Raw genomic sequence first — 21,751 nt, 5'->3', positions numbered from 1 at the left:
TCTGTTCGGTGTATCGGGTGGGGGAGCCGCGCGCGGCCGTCAGGCGCGCGCGGCATTCGCTATGTCGTTCGTCGCTCAGGCGGCCAGCACTTCCTTCGCCGCCTTCTTCGCACCGATCTCGCCCAGCGCGCGCTTGTATTCGTGCGGGAACACCTTCACGAACTGGCGGCGCGCCGCGTCCCAGTTTTCCAGCAGCGACTTCGCACGCGGCGAACCCGTGAACTGGAAATGACGCTCGACGAGCCCCTTGAGCAGCGCTTCGTCGGTCGTGCCTTCGTGCCAGAGCGCGCGGTCGACCGTGCGCTCCTGCTCGGCCTGCTGCAGCACCGGATCGAGCGCGACCATCGACTTGTTGCACTTCGCCGCGAACGTGCCTTCCGGATCGTAGATGTACGCGATGCCGCCCGACATGCCGGCCGCGAAGTTGCGGCCCGTCTCGCCGAGCACGACGACCGTGCCGCCCGTCATGTATTCGCACCCGTGGTCGCCCGTGCCTTCGACGACCGCCGTCGCGCCCGAGTTACGCACGCAGAAGCGCTCGCCCGCGACGCCGCGGAAGAAGGCTTCGCCTTCGATCGCGCCGTACATCACCGTGTTGCCGCAGATGATGTTTTCTTCGGACTTGCCGCGGAAGTCGTTGGTCGGACGGATGATGATCCGGCCGCCCGACAGGCCCTTGCCGACGTAGTCGTTGCCGTCGCCGACGAGGTCGAGCGTCACGCCCTTCGCGAGGAACGCGCCGAAGCTCTGGCCGGCCGTGCCCTTCAGCTGGATGTGCACCGCGTCGTCGGCCAGACCGTCGTGGCCGTGCTTCTTCGCGATCACGCCCGACAGCATCGCGCCGACCGTCCGGTTCACGTTGCGCACCGGCTGGATGAACGACACATGCTCGCCGTTCTCGATCGCGGCCTTCGCCTTTTCGATCAGCACGTGGTCGAGCGCGCGCTCGAGGCCGTGATCCTGCACGTCGACGTGACGCCGTGCGACGTCCTCGCATTCTTCCGGCTGGTAGAACACGCGCGAGAAGTCGAGGCCCTTCGCCTTCCAGTGCTCGATGCCCTTGCGCGTATCGAGCAGGTCGGCGCGGCCGATCAGGTCGTCGAACTTCGCGATGCCGAGCTGCGCCATGATCTCGCGCACTTCCTCGGCGACGAAGAAGAAGTAGTTCACGACGTGCTCGGGCTGGCCCTTGAACTTCGCACGCAGCACCGGATCCTGCGTCGCGACGCCGACCGGGCACGTGTTCAGGTGGCACTTGCGCATCATGATGCAGCCCTCGACGACGAGCGGCGCCGTCGCGAAGCCGAATTCGTCCGCGCCGAGCAGCGCGCCGATCACGACGTCGCGGCCAGTCTTCATCTGGCCGTCGGCCTGCACGCGGATACGGCCGCGCAGGCGGTTCAGCACCAGCGTCTGCTGCGTTTCGGCGAGGCCGAGTTCCCACGGCGTGCCCGCATGCTTCACCGACGACAGCGGCGACGCGCCCGTGCCGCCGTCATGGCCGGCGATCACGACGTGGTCGGCCTTCGCCTTCGCGACACCGGCCGCGACCGTGCCCACGCCCACTTCCGACACGAGCTTCACCGAGATGCTCGCCACCGGGTTCACGTTCTTCAGGTCGTGGATCAGCTGCGCCAGATCCTCGATCGAGTAGATGTCGTGGTGCGGCGGCGGCGAGATCAGGCCGACGCCCGGCACCGAGTAACGCAGCTTGCCGATGTAGTCGGACACCTTGTGGCCCGGCAGCTGGCCGCCTTCGCCGGGCTTCGCGCCCTGCGCCATCTTGATCTGGATCTGGTCGGCCGATGCGAGGTACTCGGCGGTGACGCCGAAGCGGCCCGACGCGACCTGCTTGATCTTCGAGCGCAGCGAGTCGCCGTCCTTCAGCGGAATGTCGCTGACGATCTCGTCGCCGATCACCGACTTCAGCGTCTCGCCCGACTTGATCGGAATGCCGCGCAGTTCGTTGCGGTAGCGCTTCTGGTCCTCGCCGCCTTCGCCGGTGTTCGACTTGCCGCCGATCCGGTTCATCGCGACCGCGAGCGTCGCGTGCGCTTCGGTGCTGATCGAACCGAGCGACATCGCGCCCGTCGCGAAGCGCTTGACGATCTCCTTCGCCGGCTCGACGTCGTCGATCGGGATCGCCTTGGTCGGCTCGACCTTGAACTCGAACAGGCCGCGGAACGTCATGTGACGCTTGGTCTGGTCGTTGATCAGGTGCGCGTATTCCTTGTACGTCTGGTACGAGTTGCTGCGCGTCGCGTGCTGCAGCTTCGCGATCGAATCCGGCGTCCACATGTGGTCTTCGCCGCGCACGCGGTACGCGTACTCGCCGCCCGCGTCGAGCATGTCGCGCAGGACCGGACTGTCGCCGAACGCGTCGCGGTGCAGGCGGATCGCTTCTTCCGCGACTTCGAACAGGCCGATGCCGCCGACCTTCGACGCCGTGCCCTTGAAGTACTTCTCGACGAGGTCGCTCGACAGGCCGAGCGCTTCGAAGATCTGTGCGCCGGTGTACGACATGTACGTCGAGATGCCCATCTTCGACATCACCTTCTGCAGGCCCTTGCCGACCGCCTTCGTGAAGTTGTAGATGGCCTTCTCCGGCGACAGGTCGCCCGGCAGGCCTTCCGCCATCTTCGCGAGCGTTTCCATCGCGAGGTACGGGTGCACGGCTTCCGCGCCGTAGCCCGCGAGCAGCGCGAAGTGGTGCGTCTCGCGCGCGGAGCCCGTCTCGACGACGAGGCCCGTGCTCGTGCGCAGCCCTTGCTGGACGAGGTGCGTGTGGATCGCCGACGTGGCGAGCAGCGCCGGAATCGCGACGTGCTCGGCGTCGGTCTTGCGGTCCGACACGATCAGGATGTTGTAGCCCGACTTCACCGCGTCGACGGCTTCGGCGCACAACGACGCGAGGCGCGCCTCGATGCCTTCCTTGCCCCACGCGACCGGGTAGCAGATGTTCAGCTCGTACGCGCTGAACTTGCCGCCCGTGTACTGGTCGATCGCGCGGATCTTCGCGATGTCCTTGAAGTCGAGCACCGGCTGCGACACTTCGAGACGCATCGGCGGGTTGATGTTGTTCGTGTCGAGCAGGTTCGGCTTCGGGCCGATGAACGACACGAGCGACATCACCATGTTCTCGCGGATCGGGTCGATCGGCGGGTTGGTGACTTGTGCGAACAACTGCTTGAAGTAGTGATAGAGCGTCTTGTTCTTGTTCGACATCACCGCGAGCGGCGAGTCGTTGCCCATCGAGCCGACGGCCTCTTCGCCCTGCTGCGCCATCGGCGCCATCAGGAACTTCAGGTCCTCCTGCGTATAGCCGAACGCCTGCTGGCGATCGAGCAGCGCGGCGCCCTGCGTGCGGCCGGCCGCGACTTCCTCGGCCTTCGGCTCGATCTCGTCGAGCTTGATGCGCACCGCGTCGATCCAGCTCTTGTACGGCTTCGCGTTCGCGAGGTTGTCCTTGAGCTCCTTGTCGTCGATGATGCGGCCGTGTTCCATGTCGATCAGGAACATCTTGCCCGGCTGCAGGCGCCACTTCTTGACGATCTTCGATTCGGGGATCGGCAGCGTGCCGGCTTCCGACGCCATGATGACGAGGTCGTCGTCGGTCACGATGTAGCGCGCGGGGCGCAGGCCGTTACGGTCGAGCGTCGCGCCGATCTGGCGGCCGTCGGTGAACGCGATCGCGGCCGGGCCGTCCCACGGCTCCATCATCGCGGCGTGGTATTCGTAGAACGCGCGGCGGTTCTCGTCCATCAGCGTGTGCTGTTCCCACGCTTCCGGGATCATCATCATCACCGCGTGCACGAGCGGGTAGCCGGCCATCACCAGCAGTTCGAGACAGTTGTCGAACGAGGCGGTATCCGACTGGCCCGGGTAGATCAGCGGCCACAGCTTCGGCAGATCGTCGGCGAGCACGTGCGACGCGATCGCGCCGGTACGCGCGTTCAGCCAGTTCACGTTGCCCTTCACGGTGTTGATCTCGCCGTTGTGCGCGATCATCCGGTACGGGTGAGCCAGCTCCCACGCCGGGAACGTGTTGGTCGAGAAGCGCTGGTGCACGAGCGCGAGCGCCGACACGACGCGCGGATCCTGCAGGTCGCGGTAATACACGCCGACCTGGCCTGCCAGCAGCAGCCCCTTGTAGACGACCGTGCGCGCCGACATCGACGGCACGAAGTATTCCTTGCCGTGCTTGAGCTTCAGCGCCTGGATGCGGTGGCTCGCCGTCTTGCGGATCACGTACAGCTTCCGCTCGAGCGCGTCCGTCACCATGATGTCCTTGCCGCGGCCGATGAAGATCTGGCGGATCAGCGGCTCGCTCGCCTTCACCGTCGGCGAGATCGGCATCGCATGGTCGACCGGCACGTCGCGCCAGCCGAGCACGACCTGGCCTTCGGCCTTCACCGTACGCTCGAGCTCCTGCTCGCACGCGAGACGCGATGCGTTCTCCTTCGGCAGGAAGATCATCCCGACCCCGTATTCGCCGGCCGGCGGCAGATTCACGCCCTGCTTCGCCATTTCCTCGCGATAGAACGCGTCCGGAATCTGGATCAGGATGCCCGCGCCGTCGCCCATCAGCGGATCGGCGCCGACCGCGCCGCGGTGATCGAGGTTCTCCAGAATCTTCAGACCCTGCTGAATGATCTCGTGGCTCTTCTTGCCCTTGATGTGAGCGACGAAGCCGACGCCGCAGGCGTCGTGTTCGTTTTGCGGGTCGTACAGACCTTGTGCGGCGGGCACCGCGGCGAGCGGCTGCTGGTGGTCGTTCATGGGGACACCGTCGTAAAGGGGGCCTGGAGGCCGTTGAACCGTTTTCTTGTTGCCATCGATCCCGCTCCCGACGGGAGACGGCGCGGCCGACAGTGGTTGGGCAGGCTTCGCCCGGGCCACCGGAATTCGGAATATACGCGACGAATCAAGGGAATAGCAACAAAAACCGCTTGATCTAACCCCAATTAAACGAATGCCTTGATATGGTGCCGTTTTATTGGGGCCGCATCGTTTTGGTGCAAAAAGAAGCGGCGCCCGCAGCGCCGCTTCTGGCCCGCCTTTCCGGCCTTATTGCTGGATCGGCGGCGTGTTCTCGCGCACCTTTCTGGGGCGCCCGCGCGGCAACGGCGACACGCGCCGGTTCGCGGTACGCGCCGCCCACTCGCGGTAATTCTCGCCGCCGAGCACCCAGCCTTTCAGCGTCGCCTGCTGCAGCTGGTCGGCCTGCCGCTCGTCGAGCGGTTGCTCGCACAGCTCCTTGTACGCGCGCTGGCGGTCGAACGGCGTATTGCCGAGCGCCCAGTAGAGCGGATGGTCGGTGATCAGGCTGTCGACGGTGAGCCCGACGTGATGCCGGTAGCTCGACCACCGATAGGCCTCGGGCGTCGCGACGAGCTGCGAGCGCACCGGGCTCATCTCGACCACGCGGCTCGCGAGCAGGAAATAGCGCTCGCCTTCGATCACCGTCGCGCGATAGCGGCCTTCCCACAGGGTGCCGCGCCGCGAATAGCGCCGGTTGAAATGCGCGACGTAGCGACGGCCGACGGCTTGCATCGCCTTCGGCAGACTCGCCTCGTCGCTCGGCGTCACGAGAAGTTGCACCTGGCGCGGCAGCAGCACGTAGGCATGCACCGACAGGTGATGATCGCGTGCGGCGGCCTTCAGGCAATCGATGAAGAGTTCGTAGTCCTGGTCGTCGACGAACGCGGGTTGCTGATCCAGGCCGCGCAGTATCACGTGCTGCGGCTGGTCGGGAACGTAGAGTCGTGCTAACCGTGCCATGCTGAATGTCCGTTTGAACGCGTTAGGAAATACCCGGAGGTCCGAAATTGCGCACCTGCGTAGAATGCCCGTCCCTGCGGCGCGCGTAAGCGTACGGTCGTGCGAATCCTAGGGAGAAAACTCTAACTTACGAGCTTGTTTGGTTTTAAACGCAGTCGTCATAATGAGCACGCCTTTGATCGGAGGAGACACAATGAAACGAAAACTGGCCATTACGGGGGCCGTAGCGCTCGCATTCGCGGGCGGTACGGCACATGCACAATCCGCAGGCGATTTTTACGTCAGCACCGGCTGGTTCCACCTTTCGCCGCAGGACAGCAGCGACCCGCTGTTCGTCTACGGCGTAGGCGGCACGCCCATCAACCAGTCGATTCCCAACACCGGCGCCGGTATCAACGACGCCGACACGCTCGGGCTCGCAACGGGCTACTTCATCACCGACCATATCTCCACCGAGCTCGTGATGGGGATACCGCCGAAGTTCGACATTACCGGCAAGGGTCAGTTCGAAAGATTCGGCGTACTCGGCCGCGCGTACCAGTGGAGTCCTGCCGTATTGCTTCGCTACCACTTCAACGACGCCAATGCGAAGTTCCGTCCGTATGTCGGCGTCGGCGCGACGTACGTCTGGTTCACCGGCGCCAAGATCACCAACGGCGCGTTCGAGAACGGCGTGCTCGGCGGCCCGACCAGCGCCACGACGAGCAATCAGTGGGCGCCCGTCTTCAACGCCGGCTTCACGTACAACTTCACGAAACACTGGTTCGCGGGCCTGTCGCTCTCGTACATCCCCGTCAGCGTGACCGCGACCTTCACGACGGCCCGCCGCACGCCGGTCGGGACGCTGACGGAAACGTCGAAGGCCCACATCTCGCTGAACCCGATCGTCACGTACCTGAACGTCGGCTACCGTTTCTAAGCGTAGTCGAATATTTGGGGAATGGTTAATTCTGCTGCAATTTGTAGCGGATTTTTCGTGGCGTAACGTCTCCACGATGCAAAACGCCCCGGCGGGAATCCCGTCGGGGCGTCGTTTTTTCGCGTCGGGCCCGTCCCGGGCAAGGGTTTTACCGGACGCCGCCGCAGCTGCGACCGCCGCCGTGGGCGTCAGACGACGTCGATATCGTCCAGTGCATCGGGCGTGATCAGGTCGATGCGGTCCGTGCAGACCGCGTCGACGCCCCAGCGCGCCAACTCGCGCGCCCGTTCGAGGTCGTTCACCGTGTAAACCAGGATGCGCAGCCCGGCAGCCTTGATCGCGCGCACGAGCGGTTCGTCGAGGCGGGTGTGGTCTGCATGCAACGACACGCAGCCGAGCGCGTCGACGACCTGCGCATGCCAGTCGTCCGGCACGATTTCGTAGAGCATTCCTCGCGGCAGCGCCGGCGCGGACGCGCGCGCCTGTTGCAGTGCGTCGAACGAGAACGACGACAGCAGCGGCGCCACGGCGGCATCGCGCCAGTACGCGGCCGCGTCGGCCGCCACGCGCCGCCCCGTTTCGCGCTCGCGCCCCGGGCACGGCTTGATCTCGACGTTCGCGGCCAGCCCGTGCGCGATGCAGCGCGCCGCCGCGGCCTCGAGCGTCGGCATCCGTTCGCCCGCGAAGCGCGCATCGCGCCACGCGCCCGCGTCGAGCGCGGCCAGCGTCGCATAACGCATGCCCGCCGCCGCTCCATGGCCGTTCGACGTCCGGTCGACCGTGTCGTCGTGCAGCAGGAACGTCACGTCGTCGGCCGACAGCTTCGCGTCGAACTCGACCATCCGGTGACCGCGCCGCGCGCCCTCGTCGAGCGCGGCAAGCGTGTTCTCCGGCGCGAGCGTGCCGCCGCCGCGATGGGCGACGACGCGTGGATAGGGCCAGTCGGTGCGGATCGTCATCATCGGTCTCCCGGCAGTCGGACAGTTTCAGCCGGCGCGCTTGCCGGTTTCGGGATCGAAGAAATGCAGCCGGTGCGCGGGCAACGCCGCCGCCAGCGCCGTGCCACGCGCGGGGCGGTCCGCGTGCGGCAGGCGCACCGCGACGTCGTGATTGCCCCAACGGCCGTGCGCGAGATTGTCCGCGCCGAGCAGCTCGCACGAATCGACCGGCAGCGTCGCCTGCGCGACGCCCGGCTGCGGCGTCATGTGTTCGGGACGCACGCCGAGCACCCAGTCGCGCCCGGTGGCGATCTCGCTGCCGATGCCGGGCGCGCCGGCGACCGGCAGCGCGGGGCCGCCACCCGCGACCGTGAAGGTCGCGCCGTCTTCCGACAGCCGGCCGTGCATCAGGTTCATCGCGGGCGAGCCGATGAAGCCCGCGACGAACACGGTCGCCGGCTTCTCGTACACGTCGACCGGCGCGCCGATCTGCTCCGCGTAGCCGCGGTTCATCACGATCACCCGCTGCGCGAGCGTCATCGCTTCGATCTGGTCGTGCGTCACGTACACGCTCGTCGTCGCGAGTCGCGCGTGCAGCCGCTGGATTTCAAGCCGCATCTGCACGCGCAGCTTCGCGTCGAGGTTCGACAACGGCTCGTCGAACAGGAACACCGACGGCTCGCGCACGATCGCGCGCCCCATCGCAACGCGCTGCCGCTGGCCGCCCGACAACTCGCGCGGCCGCCGCGCGAGCAGGGGCTCGAGCTCGAGAATCTTCGCGGCCGCGGCCACCCGCGAATCGATCGTCGCGCGCTCGATGCCGCGAATCTTCAGCCCGTAGCCCATGTTCTGCGCGACCGTCATGTGCGGGTACAGCGCGTAGTTCTGGAACACCATCGCGATGTCGCGATCCTTCGGCTCCAGCGTGTTGACGACCCGGTCGCCGATCGCGATCTCGCCGTCCGTCACCGACTCGAGCCCCGCGATCATCCGCAACAACGTCGACTTGCCGCAGCCCGACGGGCCGACCAGCACGATGAATTCGCCGTCGGCGATCTCCACGTCGATGCCGTGCAGCACGTGCTGCTTGCCGTCGTAGGATTTCCTGACGCCCTTCAAGCTCAGTGCAGCCATACCTGGTCCTTCTCCCGGAGTTACCGTCGGTCGTTCATTTCTCGGAATCGACGAGGCCGCGCACGAACCAGCGCTGCATCGCCAGCACGACGACGAGCGGCGGAATCATCGCCAGCAGCGTCGCCGCCATCACGTATTGCCATTCGGTCGCGGCGTCGCCGCTCGCGATCATCGTTTTGATGCCGACCACCGCCGTCGACAGCGACGCTTCCGTCGTGATCAGGATCGGCCACAGATACTGGTTCCAGCCGTAGATGAACGTGATCACGAACAGCGCGGCGATGCTCGTCTTCGACAGCGGCAGCACGACGTCCCAGAAGAAGCGCAGCGGCCCCGCGCCGTCGATACGCGCCGCATCCATCAGCTCGTCGGGCAGCGTCATGAAGAACTGCCGGAACAGGAACGTCGCGGTCGCCGACGCGATCAGCGGCATCGCGAGCCCCGCATAGGTGTTCGTCAGATGCAGTGTCGACACGACCTGCACGGTCGGGAAGATCCGCACTTCCACCGGCAGCATCAGCGTGACGAAGATCAGCCAGAACGCCGTGTTGCGAAACGGGAAGCGGAAATAGACGATCGCGTACGCGGACAGGATCGACACCGCGATCTTGCCGACCGCGATCCCGAGCGCCATCGCGAAGCTGTTCACGAGCAGGCGCCCGAACGGCGCCGTCGTGCCGCCGCTGCCGTGCCCCCAGATGTATGCGACGTTCTCGAACAGGTGCGTGCTCGGCACGAGCGACAGCGGCACCGTGAACACTTCCTGCGCATTCATCGTCGCCGCGCAGAACGCGACGTAGACGGGAAACACGATCAGGACGACACCGGCGATCAGCACCGCGTGGCAGAACAGGTCGAAGCCCTTGCGATTCTCGATCATGCGTATTGCACCCTGCGTTCGACGAAGCGGAACTGGATCACCGTGAGCCCCACGACGATGATCATCAGCACGACCGACTGCGCGCCCGAGCTGCCGATGTCGAGCCCCTGGAAGCCTTCCGCGAAGATCTTGTAGATCAGCGTCCTGGTGCTCTGCGCCGGGCCGCCGCCGGTGGCCGCGTCGATCACCGGGAAGGTGTCGAAGAACGCGTAGACGAGGTTCACAACCAGCAGGAAGAAACTCGTCGGCGACAGCAGCGGCAGCACGATGTTGAAGAAGCGCCGCACCGGCCCCGCGCCGTCGATCGCCGCCGCCTCGATCAGCGAGCGCGGGATCGCCTGCAGCCCCGCGTAGAAGAACAGGAAGTTGTAGCTCACCTGCTTCCATACCGACGCCAGCACGACGAGAAACATCGCCTGACCGCCGTTCAGCGCATGGTTCCACACGATGCCGCCCTTCGCGAGCGCATACGTGATCAGGCCGATGCTCGGGTTGAACAGGAACGCCCACAGCACGGCCGCGATCGTCGGCGCGACCGCGTACGGCCAGATCAGCAGCGTGCGGTACGCGCGCGCGCCGCGGATCACGCGGTCGGCGCATGCGGCGAGCAGCAGCGACACAACGAGCCCGCTCACCGTGACGAGCGAACTGAACACGAGCGTCGTGCGGAACGAATCGAGATACAGCGGATCGGCGAACAGGTGCGCGAAGTTCGCGAAGCCGACGAACTCGCTCGACGTGCCGAACGCGTCCTGCATCTGCGTGGACTGCCACAGCGCGACGCCGGCCGGCCACAGGAAGAACACGGCGGTGATCGCGAGCTGCGGCGCGATCAGCAGGTACGGCACCGGGCTCGTACCGAAACGGGAACGGGATTGCATCGCGGGTGTCCGGTCAGGCGAAACGGAAGGGAAGCCGTGCCGCCGGACGGCACGCGCTGACGCGCGGCGCCGCCGGCGGCACGAACGCGATGCGTGCTCAGCCGCCCGACTTCTCGAAGCGGCGCAGCAGTTCGTCGCCGCGCGAGGCGGCCGAATCGAGCGCGTCCTTCGGTGACTTCTTCTGCGCCCAGACCTGTTCGAACTCCTCGTCGACGATCGTGCGGATCTGCGGCATGTTGCCCAGCCGCAGCCCCTTCGTGTACGGCAGCGGCGGCTTGTTCAACATCTGCTTGATCGCGGTTTCGGCGCTCGGGTTCTTCGCGTAGAAGCCCTGCTGGCGCGTCAGGTCGTACGCGGCGGTCGTGACTGGCAGGTAGCCCGTATCCTGGTGCCACTTCGCGGCGACGGCAGGCGTGGCCAGGTACGCGAGGAATTTCGCGACGCCCTTGTAGGTCGCCGGATCCTTGCCGGCCAGCACCCACAGGCTCGCGCCGCCGATGATCGCGTTCTGCGGCGCGCCCTTCACGTCCGCATCGTACGGCAGCATCCCCGTGCCGTAGCTGAACTTCGCGAATTTCTGCACGTTCGCGAGCGCCCCCGACGACGTCGTCAGGATCCCGCAGTCGCCGCTGTAGAACTTCGCCGACGCTTCATCCTTGCGGCCCGCGTACGTGAACGTGCCGTCCTTCGCCATCTGCTGCAGGAACGCGATATGCGCGATCTGCTGCGGCTTGTTGAACTCGAGCACCGCGTCCGTACCGTCGAAGCCGTTGTTGCGGCTCGCGAACGGCAGCCCGTGCCACGCGCTGTAGTTTTCGAGCTGGATCCAGCCCTGCCAGCCGGTCGTGAAGCCGCAGGCCATCCCCGACTTGCGCAGCTTCTCGGCATCCGCCTTCACGTCGGCCCACGTCTTCGGCGGCTGGTTCGGATCGAGGCCCGCCTTCTTGAACGCGTCCTTGTTGTAGTACAGCACCGGCGTCGAGCTGTTGAACGGCATCGAGACCAGGTGGCCCGTCTTCGCGTCGCTGTAGTAGCTCGCGATGGTCGGCACGAATGCCTTTTCGTCGAGCGTCACGCCGGCCTGCTTGAACACGTCGTAGACGGGCACGACCGCCTTCTTCGCCTGCATCATCGTCGCCGTGCCGACTTCATACACCTGCAGGATCGCCGGCGCGTTGCCGCTGCGATAGGCCGCAATGCCGGCCGCGAGCGCCTGGTCGTAGGTGCCCTTGAAGACCGGCACGATCTTGTAGTCGCTTTGCGACGCGTTGAACTGGTCGGCGATCGCATTGACCCGCTCGCCGAGCGCGGCCTCCATCGCATGCCAGAACTGGATTTCCGTCGCGGCGAGCGCGACGTGCTGCGCCCCGAACATCAACGCGCCGCCGAGCGCGATCGACCGAACCAGTGTCCCCGCAGGCTTCTTCTTCATCGACCTCTCCTATGAAAACGTTACCAACAGCGTGTGCAACATTCCCGTCGCCATTGAACCGGCGAAGTCTAGTGATCGTTTGTGACAGTCAGTTGTCGTTGACGACGAACAGGCGCTGGTATTCCTTCAGCGCGAAGCGGTCGGTCATGCCGGCGATGTAATGCGCGACGAGACGCGGCTGCTGCGCCGCGTCGTCGGACTGGTACGGCGGCGGCAGCAGGCGCGGATCGTCGATGAACGCATCGAACAACCCCGTGACGACGCGTTGCGCCTTGCTCGCCATGCGCATCACCTTGTAGTGGCGATACAGGTTCTTGAAGAGGAAGCGCTTGAGGGCGGCCGCCTGCGCGGCGACCTCGGGGCTGTGCGACACGAGCGGCGGTGCGTCGCGCACGTCGTCGAGCGACGCAGGCGCGACGCGCGCGAGATTGCGCGTCGTCTCGTCGATCAGATCGACGATCAGCGTGTTGATGATGCGGCGCACCGTCTCGTGCACGAGACGGCGGCCTTCGAGATGCGGGAATTCGGCGAGCGCCGCTTCGTAGTGACGCTGCCACAGCTCGACTTCCGCGAGCTGCTCGATCGTGATCAGGCCGGAGCGCAGGCCGTCGTCGACGTCGTGGTTGTTGTACGCGATTTCATCGGCGATGTTCGCGAGCTGCGCTTCGAGCGACGGCTGGCGGCCTTGCAGGAAGCGCTCGCCGAGCGCGCCGAGCTTGCGCGCATTCTCGCGCGAACAGTGCTTCAGGATGCCTTCGCGCGTCTCGAAGCACAGGTTCAATCCGTTGAACGCGCCGTAGTGCTCCTCGAGCTCGTCGACCACGGCGAGGCTTTGCAGGTTGTGCTCGAAGCCGCCGTGCTCGCGCATGCACGCATTCAGCGCGTCCTGCCCGGCATGGCCGAACGGCGTATGGCCGAGATCGTGCGCGAGCGAGATCGCTTCGACGAGATCCTCGTTCAGGCGCAGGTTGCGCGCGACCGAGCGCGCGATCTGCGCGACTTCGAGGCTGTGCGTGAGGCGTGTGCGGAACAGGTCGCCTTCGTGATTGACGAAGACCTGCGTCTTGTATTCGAGCCGGCGAAACGCGGTCGAATGGACGATGCGGTCGCGATCGCGCTGGAATTCGGTGCGCGCCGCCGGCGGGGTTTCCGGATGGCGGCGGCCACGCGACTGCGACGCGTGTGCGGCATACGGAGCGAGATGGGCTTCCAGCGCCGCCAGCGTCGGCGGCTCGGCCACCGGCGCGGCGCAGGCGCGGCCGGCTTCGGGCAGTGTGCGGCTGGATGTCTCGCTCACGTCTCCTCCATGTCAGGGCGCCGGCACATCCGGGCCACCGTTAGTGGGTCGTCTGCGCCAGTGTAGCGAATACCGCTTCGTCCGGCGCCTGCGTGATCAGCGTATCGCCGAATCGCTTCAGCAGGATGAACTTGATCGCGCCGGACTCGGCCTTCTTGTCGACGCGCATCAGGTCCATGTAGCGCGCGTCGCCGAGCGCAGGCCCGCGGGTCGGCAGATGCGCGGCCGCGATCACCGCATCGAGGCGCTGCCGCGACGCTTCGTCGAAGAGACCGAGCCGCACCGACAGGTCGCCCGCCATCACCATCCCGCAGCCGACCGCCTCGCCGTGCAGCCATTCGCCGTAGCCGAGCCCGGCCTCGATCGCATGGCCGAACGTGTGGCCGAAATTCAGAATCGCGCGCAGGCCGCCTTCGCGCTCGTCGGCCGCGACGACGCTCGCCTTGATCTCGCACGAACGCTTCACCGCATGCGCGAGCGCAGCCGGCTCGCGACGGTTCAGCGCACCGACGTTCGCCTCGATCCAGTCGAAGAACCCGGCATCGGCGATTGCGCCCGTCTTGATGACTTCGGCGACGCCCGCCGCCAGTTCGCGATCGGGCAGCGTCGTCAGCGCGCCGATGTCCGCGATCACGGCCTGCGGCTGGTAGAACGCACCGATCATGTTCTTGCCGAGCGGGTGATTGATGCCCGTCTTGCCGCCGACCGACGAATCGACCTGCGACAGCAGCGTCGTCGGCACCTGGATGAACGGCACGCCGCGCATGTAGCACGCGGCGGCAAAACCCGTCATGTCGCCGACCACGCCGCCGCCGAGTGCGACGAGCGTCGTCTTGCGATCCGCGTGCTCCGTGAGCAGGCCGTCGAAGATCAGGTTCAGCGTTTCCCAGTTCTTGTACGCCTCGCCGTCCGGCAGCACGACCGTCGACACGCGCTTGCCGAGTGGCGCGAGCGCCGCGCGCAGCGCGTCGCCGTAGAGCGGATCGACCGTCGTGTTCGTGACGATCGTGACGGACGAACCCTTGACGTGGGGAGCGAACAGCTCGGTGCGGCCGATCAGGCCGGCGCCAATATGAATCGGATAGGCGCGGTCGCCCAGATCGACGTTGACAGTAATCATGCTTGTAGCGGCTTGGCGACGACGCCGGCCAGTTCGAGTTGCATCAGCACCATGTTGACGAGACCGTTGACCGACGGACGGCCGGTCTCGATGACGAAATCCGCGCATTCGCGGTACAGCGGGTCGCGCACTTCGTACAGCGCTTCGAGACGCCCCTTCGGATCTTCCGTCTGCAACAGCGGGCGGTTCTTGTCCTTGCGCGTGCGCAGCCACAGATCGTGCGGATTGGCGCGCAGGTAGACGACGATGCCGTTGGTTTTCAGGCTGTCGCGATTTTCCGGGCGCAGCACCGCGCCGCCGCCCGTCGCGAGCACGATGTTCTCGCGCTGCGCGAGATCGGCGATGACCTGCGTTTCGCGATCGCGAAACCCGGCCTCGCCCTCCAGCTCGAAGATCACCGGAATGCGCGCGCCCGTACGGGCCTCGATTTCGTGGTCGGAGTCGAAGAACGTCCTGTCGAGACGACGCGCGACCGCACGGCCCACGGTGGTCTTACCCGCTCCCATAAGGCCGACGAAAAATACGTTTGCATGTGGGTCCCGCGCTTGCAACGGCTTCCTCTGCTTCAATCTTGCTGGTGTGTGGCGCAGCTTACTGGCAAAGCGGCTGCCTTGTCGAGCCTGCGCCGCCGGCTTCCGGCCCTGTTTTCTCGGCGTCCACGTCGCCCGTGTCGGATGCGCCGCAACGCGCCTCGACGACGGTCGGCGTGATGAAGACGACCAGTTCGTTGCGTTGATCGCGCTGCGCGCGGTGCCGGAAAAGCGCGCCCAGAAACGGTATTCTGCCCAAGAGCGGCACGCGCGTCACATCGTTCCGGTTCAGTTGTTCATAGATGCCGCCGATCGCGACCGTCCCGCCATTCTCGACCTCGACGCGCGTCTGCACGTGCTTCGTATGGATGGCAGGGCCGGCCGCGGTCGGCTCGCCGACGCTGTCCTTGGTCACGTCGAGATCGAGCACCACGCGCCCGTCCGGCGTGATCTGCGGCTCGACCTCCAGCTTGAGCGTCGCGCGACGGAACTGCACGCCGCTCATGCCATTGCCGACCTTCGCCTGGTACGGCAGTTCGGAACCCTGTTCGACGATGGCCTTGACGCGGTCCGCCGTCATTACCCGCGGACGCGAAACGATCTGGCCCCGCCCCTGTGCCTCGAGCGCACTCAGCTCGATGTCGAGTACGCGGCTGAGCGGCGCGGCGAACAGCGTGAAGCCGGCAGTCGCCGCGTCGAAACCGCCGAGCGGCCGCGCGGCGAGATCCAGCGCGTTGCGCGCATCCGCCGTGAATGACGCGCCCTCGGCCGACGACGGCCGTCCCTGCGCACGCAGCGCGACGCGCGCGCCAAGGTTGCGCGAGAAACCCTGCTCGCCCTCGACGATGCGGGCCTCGATGCGGACCTGCCGCGACGGCCGGTCGATCGCGTCGATCAGGGCCGCGATCTGAGCGAGGCGCGGCGCGAGATCGGTCACGAACAGCAGGTTCGTGCGCGGATCGGCCGCCGCGGCGCCACGCTTCGACAGCAGACGCTGGCCGGTCGCGCCGGCCAGCAGCCGTTGCACGTCCTGCGCTCGCGGATAGTGCAGCGCGAACGTACGGCTCGCGAGCGGCTCCAGATCGGCGGCCCGCGCATGCATTTCGAAGCGCTCGCGTTCGCGCGCAGCCAGTTCGGCTGCCGGCGTGACCCAGATCACGTTGCCACGCCGGGACATCGCGAGCCCGTGCGTGTCGAGCAGCGTGTCGAACGCTTCGCGCCAGCGGACATTGTTCAGACGTAACGTGACCGTGCCTCGCACCTGCTCGCCGACGACGATATTGAGCCCCGTGAACCGCGCGATCGCGTCGAACGCAGCCGCGAGCCCGGCGCCCTGCAGATCCAGCGAGATCCGCCGCGCGTCGTCGGCATCGCCGGGTTGCCGCGCTGCGGCGTCGCTCATTCGGGCCGGCGGCGCCAGCGGGATCGGCGGCCCCTCGAGCGTGGAAAGCGGTGGGGCGGTTTCCGTCTGCAGCGCCGCACGCGCGGCCTGATCGAACGGCGAGGGGCCGGCGTCCTCCGCTACCGCGCCGTCCACGCCGTCAGCCACGCGCAACGGCTGCGACAGGCCCGGCACCGACACCTCCGTCGACCCGGCCGGCCAGACCGCCGGCAGCGGCGGTAACGGCGGCAACGACGCGCCGGCGTTAGCCGCCGTCACGCCGGCCCAGACGACAAACACCCAACAGCCGTGTTTCGTCATGGCCGGCCTCCGTCATCCAGGGCGAGCCGCTGCGATCCGTCTGCCGTTGCAAGCGTCACGGCAGCGCGATCGACACGCACCACGCGCGCAGCCCCCAGCACCTCGCCAGGTGCGACGGCCGTGAACACGCCGTCGCCGTCGTCGAACAACGCGAGACCGGTACGCGCATCGCGAATCGTGCCGGCAAGGCGGGCTGCGCGCCCCGCCGCTTCGGTCGGGCCAGCCTCGCCGAACGGATCGGCGTCGGACGCAGCGGCGCGAACCGGCATGTCGGCCGCCGCGGCGGTTGCTGCCGGCAGCGCCGGAAACACGTCGACGGACATATCCACGCGCGCCGCCGACATGCCACGCTCGATACGCAGCGCCAACGGTACGGCCAACACCGGGAAGCGCGCCAGCCCACCGACCATATGCACCAGCGCGCGAAAACCGCCATCCGCGACGATGCGCACGGTGCGACGGCCGTCCGGTGCCGCGCCATCGGCGCGCTGCGGTTCGATCGACACGCCCTGCAGCCCGCTCGATGCAGCGAGGTCGGCCAGCTCCAGCATCAACTCGGCCCATTCCGGCACATGCGGCAAGCGATCGTCGCGCGTCGACGCACGATGCCCGTCGCGCCGCTGTCCGGCGGAAGCGAGCACGCGTTGCGCGTCGGCCGCACGCGCCTGCGCTGCGGCGAGCAACGCGCGACTATGTGCCAGGCCGCTCCAGTCGGCCGTATTCGCCAGATGAATGCCGCCCGCCAACACGGCACCGAATGCCAGCACGCAACCCGCGGCATGCACGGCCGCCGGCGACACGTGCGGCATGCGGCCCGGCCCGGCGCCTGAGCGCAGCGCCGACCAACGCACGAGCGCCGTCATGCGCCACCTCCCGGCACCGTCCGCGACGACATCGCGTCGTGCCAGCGCAACTGCACCGAGAACCGGAACGGCATCCCGGCCCCGGCAGCCGGCGCATCCGACGCAGGCTTCAACGTCTCTATATCGATCCGCCAGTCGCGCTGCTCGCGCGCCATCGCGGCGAGCCACCGCGCAGCCGCCCGGTAACTCGCGGCGCGCGCGTCGAGCACGGCGCCGGTCGTCGTCATGCGCAGTGCGTCGAGCCGGATATGATCGGCGCGCACCTGCTTCAGGGTCGCCAGCAACCCTGTCACGCGCCGGTAAGGCGCGGCCAGCGCAGCCGCCTGCGCTTCGCGCTGCGCGATGGCGGCGGCGGCGTGGGCGGCGTGCGTCGCAACGGCCACTTGTGGCTGCAACTGCCGCAACCGTGCCTCCACGCCGGCGCGCTCGACGTCCACCCGCCATCGCGATAACACAGCAGCGCCCGTCCACACGCCGGCGCCGAGCACGCCGAGCAGGATCGCCACACCGCACTGCGCGGCCCGACGACGCCGCAACGCCTGCGCCAATCGTTCGCGGTACGGCAGCAGGTTGAAGTCGCCGAATACCGCCCGTACCGCCTGCTCGGCCGCCACCGCCCCGCCTCCGTTTGCCGCCACGTGATCGGCCATCATTCCGACACCCCGCGCAACGCCAGCCCGAATGCAACGGCAAACGCCGGGCCGCCCGGCATGCCGGCGCGCGCGCACGGCTGGCCGTCCCAGCCCGTGCAGTCGAACGGGACCACTGCCGTGCCGAGCACATCGCCAATCCCGGCGACGGACGTATCGAAGCGGGCGATACATCGCTCGTCCCCGGCGACGAATACGCACCGCACGGCCCCGAGCACGCGTCGGCGCAACGCATCGGGAAGTGCCTCCGGCAACGTGCCGGACAGTGTGAGCGCCGGGGTGATCGACGGGCCATCGATTCGCCAGCCGCGCACGCCCGCGTCGCAGAACCAGAGCGCGGCGTAGGCGCCCTGGGCGTCGAGTTCGAACTGCGCGGCATAGCGCAGCGCGCGCAGCACGGCGGCCGACTCGCCGTCGATCACCGTCAGGTCGATACCGGCCTGGGCGGCCACGTCGATCCGCCGCTCGAGCAGCGCCAGCGGCGCCACCGCCACCGCGATCTCGCCGGACCGCGCGCCGCCGTAGTGCCGCCAGTCGAACGCGAGACTGTCCGGCGCCAGCCCCGAGATGCGCTCGGCCGCCTGCCGCGCGGCGTCCGGGATGTCGCCGCGCCCGGCCAGATCGAGCGTCGCGGTACGCATCTCTTCGTCGTGCAGCGCCATCACGCCGCGCGCGTCGCACCGCACATCGCACGCCGACAGCCGCGCCACGGCCGCCGCCAGCGACCGCGCGACCGCCGCCCATCGCGCGTCTTCCGGCCCGTCCGCCAATCCGACCGGTTCCCGCTCGAGCCCCTCGACGCGCACATCCGCGTCCCGGCCGCGCCGGCTCAGCACGGCCACCCTTACTTCGTGCGCACCGACGTCGATTCCCGTCGACCGGTGCCTGCCCTGTGCAAACCGCGCCACCCATCGTCCTGCCATCCCAGCCTCCCGAGATCGTCGCGGCCCACGCCGCGTTTCCGAGACCTGATTCTGCAAAGCGACGCGTGCGGCCGACAGTCGGCCAAATGGCCAGCATCCGCTCACGGGGGCCATGCAGGACTATGCTGACGGCACGCCGCCCCACGGCTTTCCGACGAGCGGCCCCCGCGTCAGGACCGGTCTTACCGGGCAGCTATAATCGCGGGACTGTTTTCCGGTATGCCTATGCAATCCACGACTCCTACGTCCCCGCCTCCCGCCCCGGAGCCGAAGAAGCGACCCTGGTGGCAAAAAGTCCTGCTCGGCTTCGCCGCGATGTGCGTGGCCCTCGTCGTGGCCGGCGGCCTCGTGCTCGGCTACGCGCTCGTCGTGGCGTGGCCGAACATGCCGTCGCTCGACGCGCTGACCGACTATCGGCCGAAGGTGCCGCTGCGCATCTATACGTCGGATCACGTGCTGATCGGCGAATTCGGCGAGGAGCGTCGCGACGTCGTCCATTTCAAGGACGTGCCCGACTCGCTGAAGAAGGCGATTCTCGCGATCGAGGACGCGCGCTTCTACGATCACGGCGGCGTCGATCTCACCGGCATCGTCCGCGCCGGCTTCGTCGCGCTGACGAACGGCCACGCGTCGCAGGGCGCGAGCACGATCACGATGCAGGTCGCGCGCAACTTCTTCCTGTCGAGCGAGAAGACCTACACGCGCAAGATCTACGAGATGCTGCTCGCGTACCGGATCGAGCGCGCGCTGACGAAGGATCAGATTCTCGAGGTCTACATGAATCAGATCTATCTCGGCCAGCGCGCGTACGGCTTCGCGAGCGCCGCGCGGGTCTATTTCGGCAAGGACCTCAAGGACATCACGCTCGCGGAAGCCGCGATGCTCGCGGGGCTGCCGAAGGCGCCGTCCGCGTACAACCCGGTCGTGAACCCGAAGCGCGCGAAGGTGCGCCAGGAATACATCCTGCAGCGGATGCTCGAGCTGAACTTCATCACGCGCGAACAGTACGACGAAGCCGCCGCGCAGCCGCTCGTCGTCAAGGGGCCGGGCCGCGATTTCAGCGTGCACGCCGAATACGTCGCCGAAATGGTCAGACAGATGATGTACGCGCAGTATCGCGAGGAAACCTACACGCGCGGCTTCAACGTCGTCACGACGATCGATTCCGCGGACCAGCAGGTCGCGTACACCGCGCTGCGCAAGGGCATCATGGATTACGAGCGCCGCCACGGCTATCGCGGGCCGGAGGGCTTCATCGAGCTGCCGGCCGGCGCCGACGATCGCGAACAGGCGATCGACGACGCGCTGCTCGAGCACCCCGACAACGGCGAGCTGATCGCCGCGGTCGTGACGGCCGCGAGCCCGCGCCAGATCACGGTTGCGTTCATCGACGGCAGCACTGCGACGATCGAGGGCGACAACCTGCGCTTCGCGTCGGGCGCGCTGTCCGCCAACGCGCAGCCGAACCGCCGCATCCGCCCCGGCGCGATCGTCCGCGTCGTGAAGAACGACGCCGGCAAATGGTCGATCACGCAGTTGCCGCAGGTCGAAGGCGCGTTCCTGTCGATCGTCCCGCAGGATGGGGCGATCCGCTCGCTCGTCGGCGGCTTCGACTACAACAAGAACAAGTTCAACCACGTCACGCAGGCGTGGCGGCAGCCGGGTTCGTCGTTCAAGCCGTTCATCTATTCGGCGTCGCTCGACAAGGGCCTCGGGCCGGCCACCGTGATCAACGACGGCCCGCTGTATTTCAGCGCCGCGGAAACCGGCGGCCAGCCGTGGGAGCCGAAGAACTACGGCGGCGGCTTCGAGGGCCCGATGTCGATGCGCACCGCGCTGCAGCGCTCGCGCAACCTCGTGTCGATCCGGATCCTGAACCACATCGGCACGAAATACGCACAGCAATACATCACGCGCTTCGGCTTCGACGCGGAGCGCCATCCCGCCTACCTGCCGATGGCACTCGGTGCCGGTCAGGTCACGCCGCTACAGATGGCGGGCGCGTATTCGGTCTTCGCGAACGGCGGCTACCGCGTCAATCCGTACCTGATCGCCGAAGTCACCGATCCGAACGGCGCGATCGTCGCGCGCGCGCAGCCGCTCGTCGCCGAGCAGAACGCGCCGCGCGCGATCGACGCGCGCAACGCCTACGTCATGAACAGCCTGCTGCAGAGCGTCGCGCAGCGCGGCACGGGCGCGCGGACCAACGTGCTGAAGCGCACCGACCTCGCGGGCAAGACCGGTACGACGAACGACTCGCACGACGCGTGGTTCGCCGGCTACCAGCACACGCTCGCCGCGATCGCATGGATCGGCTACGACAATCCGCGCAGCCTCGGCGATCGCGAAACCGGCGGCGGCCTGTCGCTGCCGGTCTGGATCGACTACATGGGTGCGGCGCTGAAGGGCGTGCCCGAGTTCAAGCCGACGGCGCCTGACGGCGTCGAATCGCTCGGCGGCGAACTGTACTTCACCGAGTTCACGCCGGGTCACGGCTTCGTGTCGACGGTCGGCGTGCCGCAGGCGCCGGCCGCGCAGAACGTCGACGAGGCGGTGCCGCACGTCGACGAACAGGAAAAGCAGGACATCATGAACCTGTTCCGCGGCCACTGACCGGCGGCCCGGATCGGGATAGGGGCGGTCAGAGAGTCTGACCGATCCCCTCCCACACCACCCGGCATGCGGGTCCGCACCGGGCGGT

16 protein-coding genes are annotated in these 21,751 nt (G+C 67.4%); 2 read left to right on the top strand and 14 right to left on the bottom strand.

The window, feature by feature from the left end; all coding sequences use genetic code 11:
* Window positions 1–75: 75 nt before the first annotated feature.
* Together WS89_RS27445 and WS89_RS27440 are read right to left on the bottom strand one after the other, a co-directional pair.
* Window positions 76–4,779 carry a glutamate synthase-related protein gene (locus tag WS89_RS27445; RefSeq protein WP_059795128.1) on the bottom strand — a complete coding sequence of 1,568 codons (4,704 nt, stop codon included), beginning with the start codon at window positions 4,777–4,779 and terminating at the stop codon, window positions 76–78.
* Between the two features lie 288 nt (window positions 4,780–5,067).
* Window positions 5,068–5,781, bottom strand: coding sequence for a transposase (locus WS89_RS27440; RefSeq protein WP_027783329.1), 714 nt, complete (start codon window positions 5,779–5,781; stop codon window positions 5,068–5,070).
* Between the two features lie 193 nt (window positions 5,782–5,974).
* Here WS89_RS27440 and WS89_RS27435 point away from each other — a divergent pair, with 193 nt between their 5' ends.
* Window positions 5,975–6,700: an OmpW/AlkL family protein gene (locus WS89_RS27435; protein WP_059499754.1), complete on the top strand. Its 726-nt coding sequence runs from the start codon at window positions 5,975–5,977 to the stop codon at window positions 6,698–6,700.
* A 188-nt stretch (window positions 6,701–6,888) separates the two neighbouring features.
* Here WS89_RS27435 and ugpQ read toward each other — a convergent pair whose 3' ends face one another.
* From ugpQ to WS89_RS27375, 12 genes are all read right to left on the bottom strand, one after another.
* Window positions 6,889–7,659, bottom strand: a complete 771-nt coding sequence (gene ugpQ, locus WS89_RS27430; RefSeq protein ID WP_059795274.1) for a glycerophosphodiester phosphodiesterase — start codon at window positions 7,657–7,659, stop codon at window positions 6,889–6,891.
* Between the two features lie 27 nt (window positions 7,660–7,686).
* Window positions 7,687–8,772 (bottom strand): sn-glycerol-3-phosphate import ATP-binding protein UgpC, encoded by a 1,086-nt coding sequence (locus WS89_RS27425; RefSeq protein WP_059795125.1) that lies wholly within the window; start codon window positions 8,770–8,772, stop codon window positions 7,687–7,689.
* A gap of 34 nt (window positions 8,773–8,806) precedes the next feature.
* Complete coding sequence (gene ugpE, locus WS89_RS27420; protein ID WP_034209753.1) at window positions 8,807–9,652, bottom strand: sn-glycerol-3-phosphate ABC transporter permease UgpE; 846 nt, start codon at window positions 9,650–9,652, stop codon at window positions 8,807–8,809.
* On the bottom strand, window positions 9,649–10,533 hold the full coding sequence (gene ugpA, locus WS89_RS27415; protein ID WP_059795123.1) for a sn-glycerol-3-phosphate ABC transporter permease UgpA: 885 nt from the start codon (window positions 10,531–10,533) through the stop codon (window positions 9,649–9,651). Before ugpA ends, ugpE begins: the two co-directional genes overlap by 4 nt.
* 97 nt (window positions 10,534–10,630) lie before the next feature.
* Window positions 10,631–11,965, bottom strand: coding sequence for a sn-glycerol-3-phosphate ABC transporter substrate-binding protein UgpB (gene ugpB, locus WS89_RS27410; protein ID WP_034209751.1), 1,335 nt, complete (start codon window positions 11,963–11,965; stop codon window positions 10,631–10,633).
* Between the two features lie 88 nt (window positions 11,966–12,053).
* Entirely contained in the window at window positions 12,054–13,262 is a 1,209-nt protein-coding gene (locus WS89_RS27405) for a deoxyguanosinetriphosphate triphosphohydrolase (RefSeq protein ID WP_059499758.1), read from the bottom strand.
* 40 nt (window positions 13,263–13,302) lie between these two features.
* Window positions 13,303–14,382: a 3-dehydroquinate synthase gene (gene aroB / locus WS89_RS27400; RefSeq protein WP_059499759.1), complete on the bottom strand. Its 1,080-nt coding sequence runs from the start codon at window positions 14,380–14,382 to the stop codon at window positions 13,303–13,305.
* Window positions 14,379–14,933, bottom strand: coding sequence for a shikimate kinase (locus WS89_RS27395; RefSeq protein ID WP_059499760.1), 555 nt, complete (start codon window positions 14,931–14,933; stop codon window positions 14,379–14,381). The genes aroB and WS89_RS27395 overlap by 4 nt, the downstream gene beginning before the upstream one ends.
* A 40-nt stretch (window positions 14,934–14,973) precedes the next feature.
* Window positions 14,974–16,614, bottom strand: a complete 1,641-nt coding sequence (locus tag WS89_RS27390; protein ID WP_059795120.1) for a type IV pilus secretin PilQ — start codon at window positions 16,612–16,614, stop codon at window positions 14,974–14,976.
* Window positions 16,611–17,477, bottom strand: a complete 867-nt coding sequence (locus WS89_RS27385; protein WP_059795117.1) for a hypothetical protein — start codon at window positions 17,475–17,477, stop codon at window positions 16,611–16,613. Before WS89_RS27385 ends, WS89_RS27390 begins: the two co-directional genes overlap by 4 nt.
* A complete protein-coding gene (locus WS89_RS27380; protein WP_059795114.1) occupies window positions 17,474–18,127 on the bottom strand; it encodes a hypothetical protein in 654 nt (217 codons plus the stop codon). The genes WS89_RS27385 and WS89_RS27380 overlap by 4 nt, the downstream gene beginning before the upstream one ends.
* Window positions 18,127–19,050 (bottom strand): hypothetical protein, encoded by a 924-nt coding sequence (locus WS89_RS27375; RefSeq protein WP_059499764.1) that lies wholly within the window; start codon window positions 19,048–19,050, stop codon window positions 18,127–18,129. Before WS89_RS27375 ends, WS89_RS27380 begins: the two co-directional genes overlap by 1 nt.
* A 225-nt stretch (window positions 19,051–19,275) precedes the next feature.
* Between WS89_RS27375 and WS89_RS27370 the strand changes: the two genes are divergently transcribed.
* A complete protein-coding gene (locus WS89_RS27370; protein ID WP_156440246.1) occupies window positions 19,276–21,663 on the top strand; it encodes a penicillin-binding protein 1A in 2,388 nt (795 codons plus the stop codon).
* The last annotated feature ends 88 nt before the right edge of the window (window positions 21,664–21,751 follow it).

Origin of the sequence: Burkholderia sp. MSMB1072, assembly GCF_001524725.1 — a bacterium.
Lineage (GTDB): Bacteria > Pseudomonadota > Gammaproteobacteria > Burkholderiales > Burkholderiaceae > Burkholderia.
The sequence above is the reverse complement of the archived record's forward strand: the minus strand, read 5'-3'. Positions and strand labels throughout refer to the sequence as shown.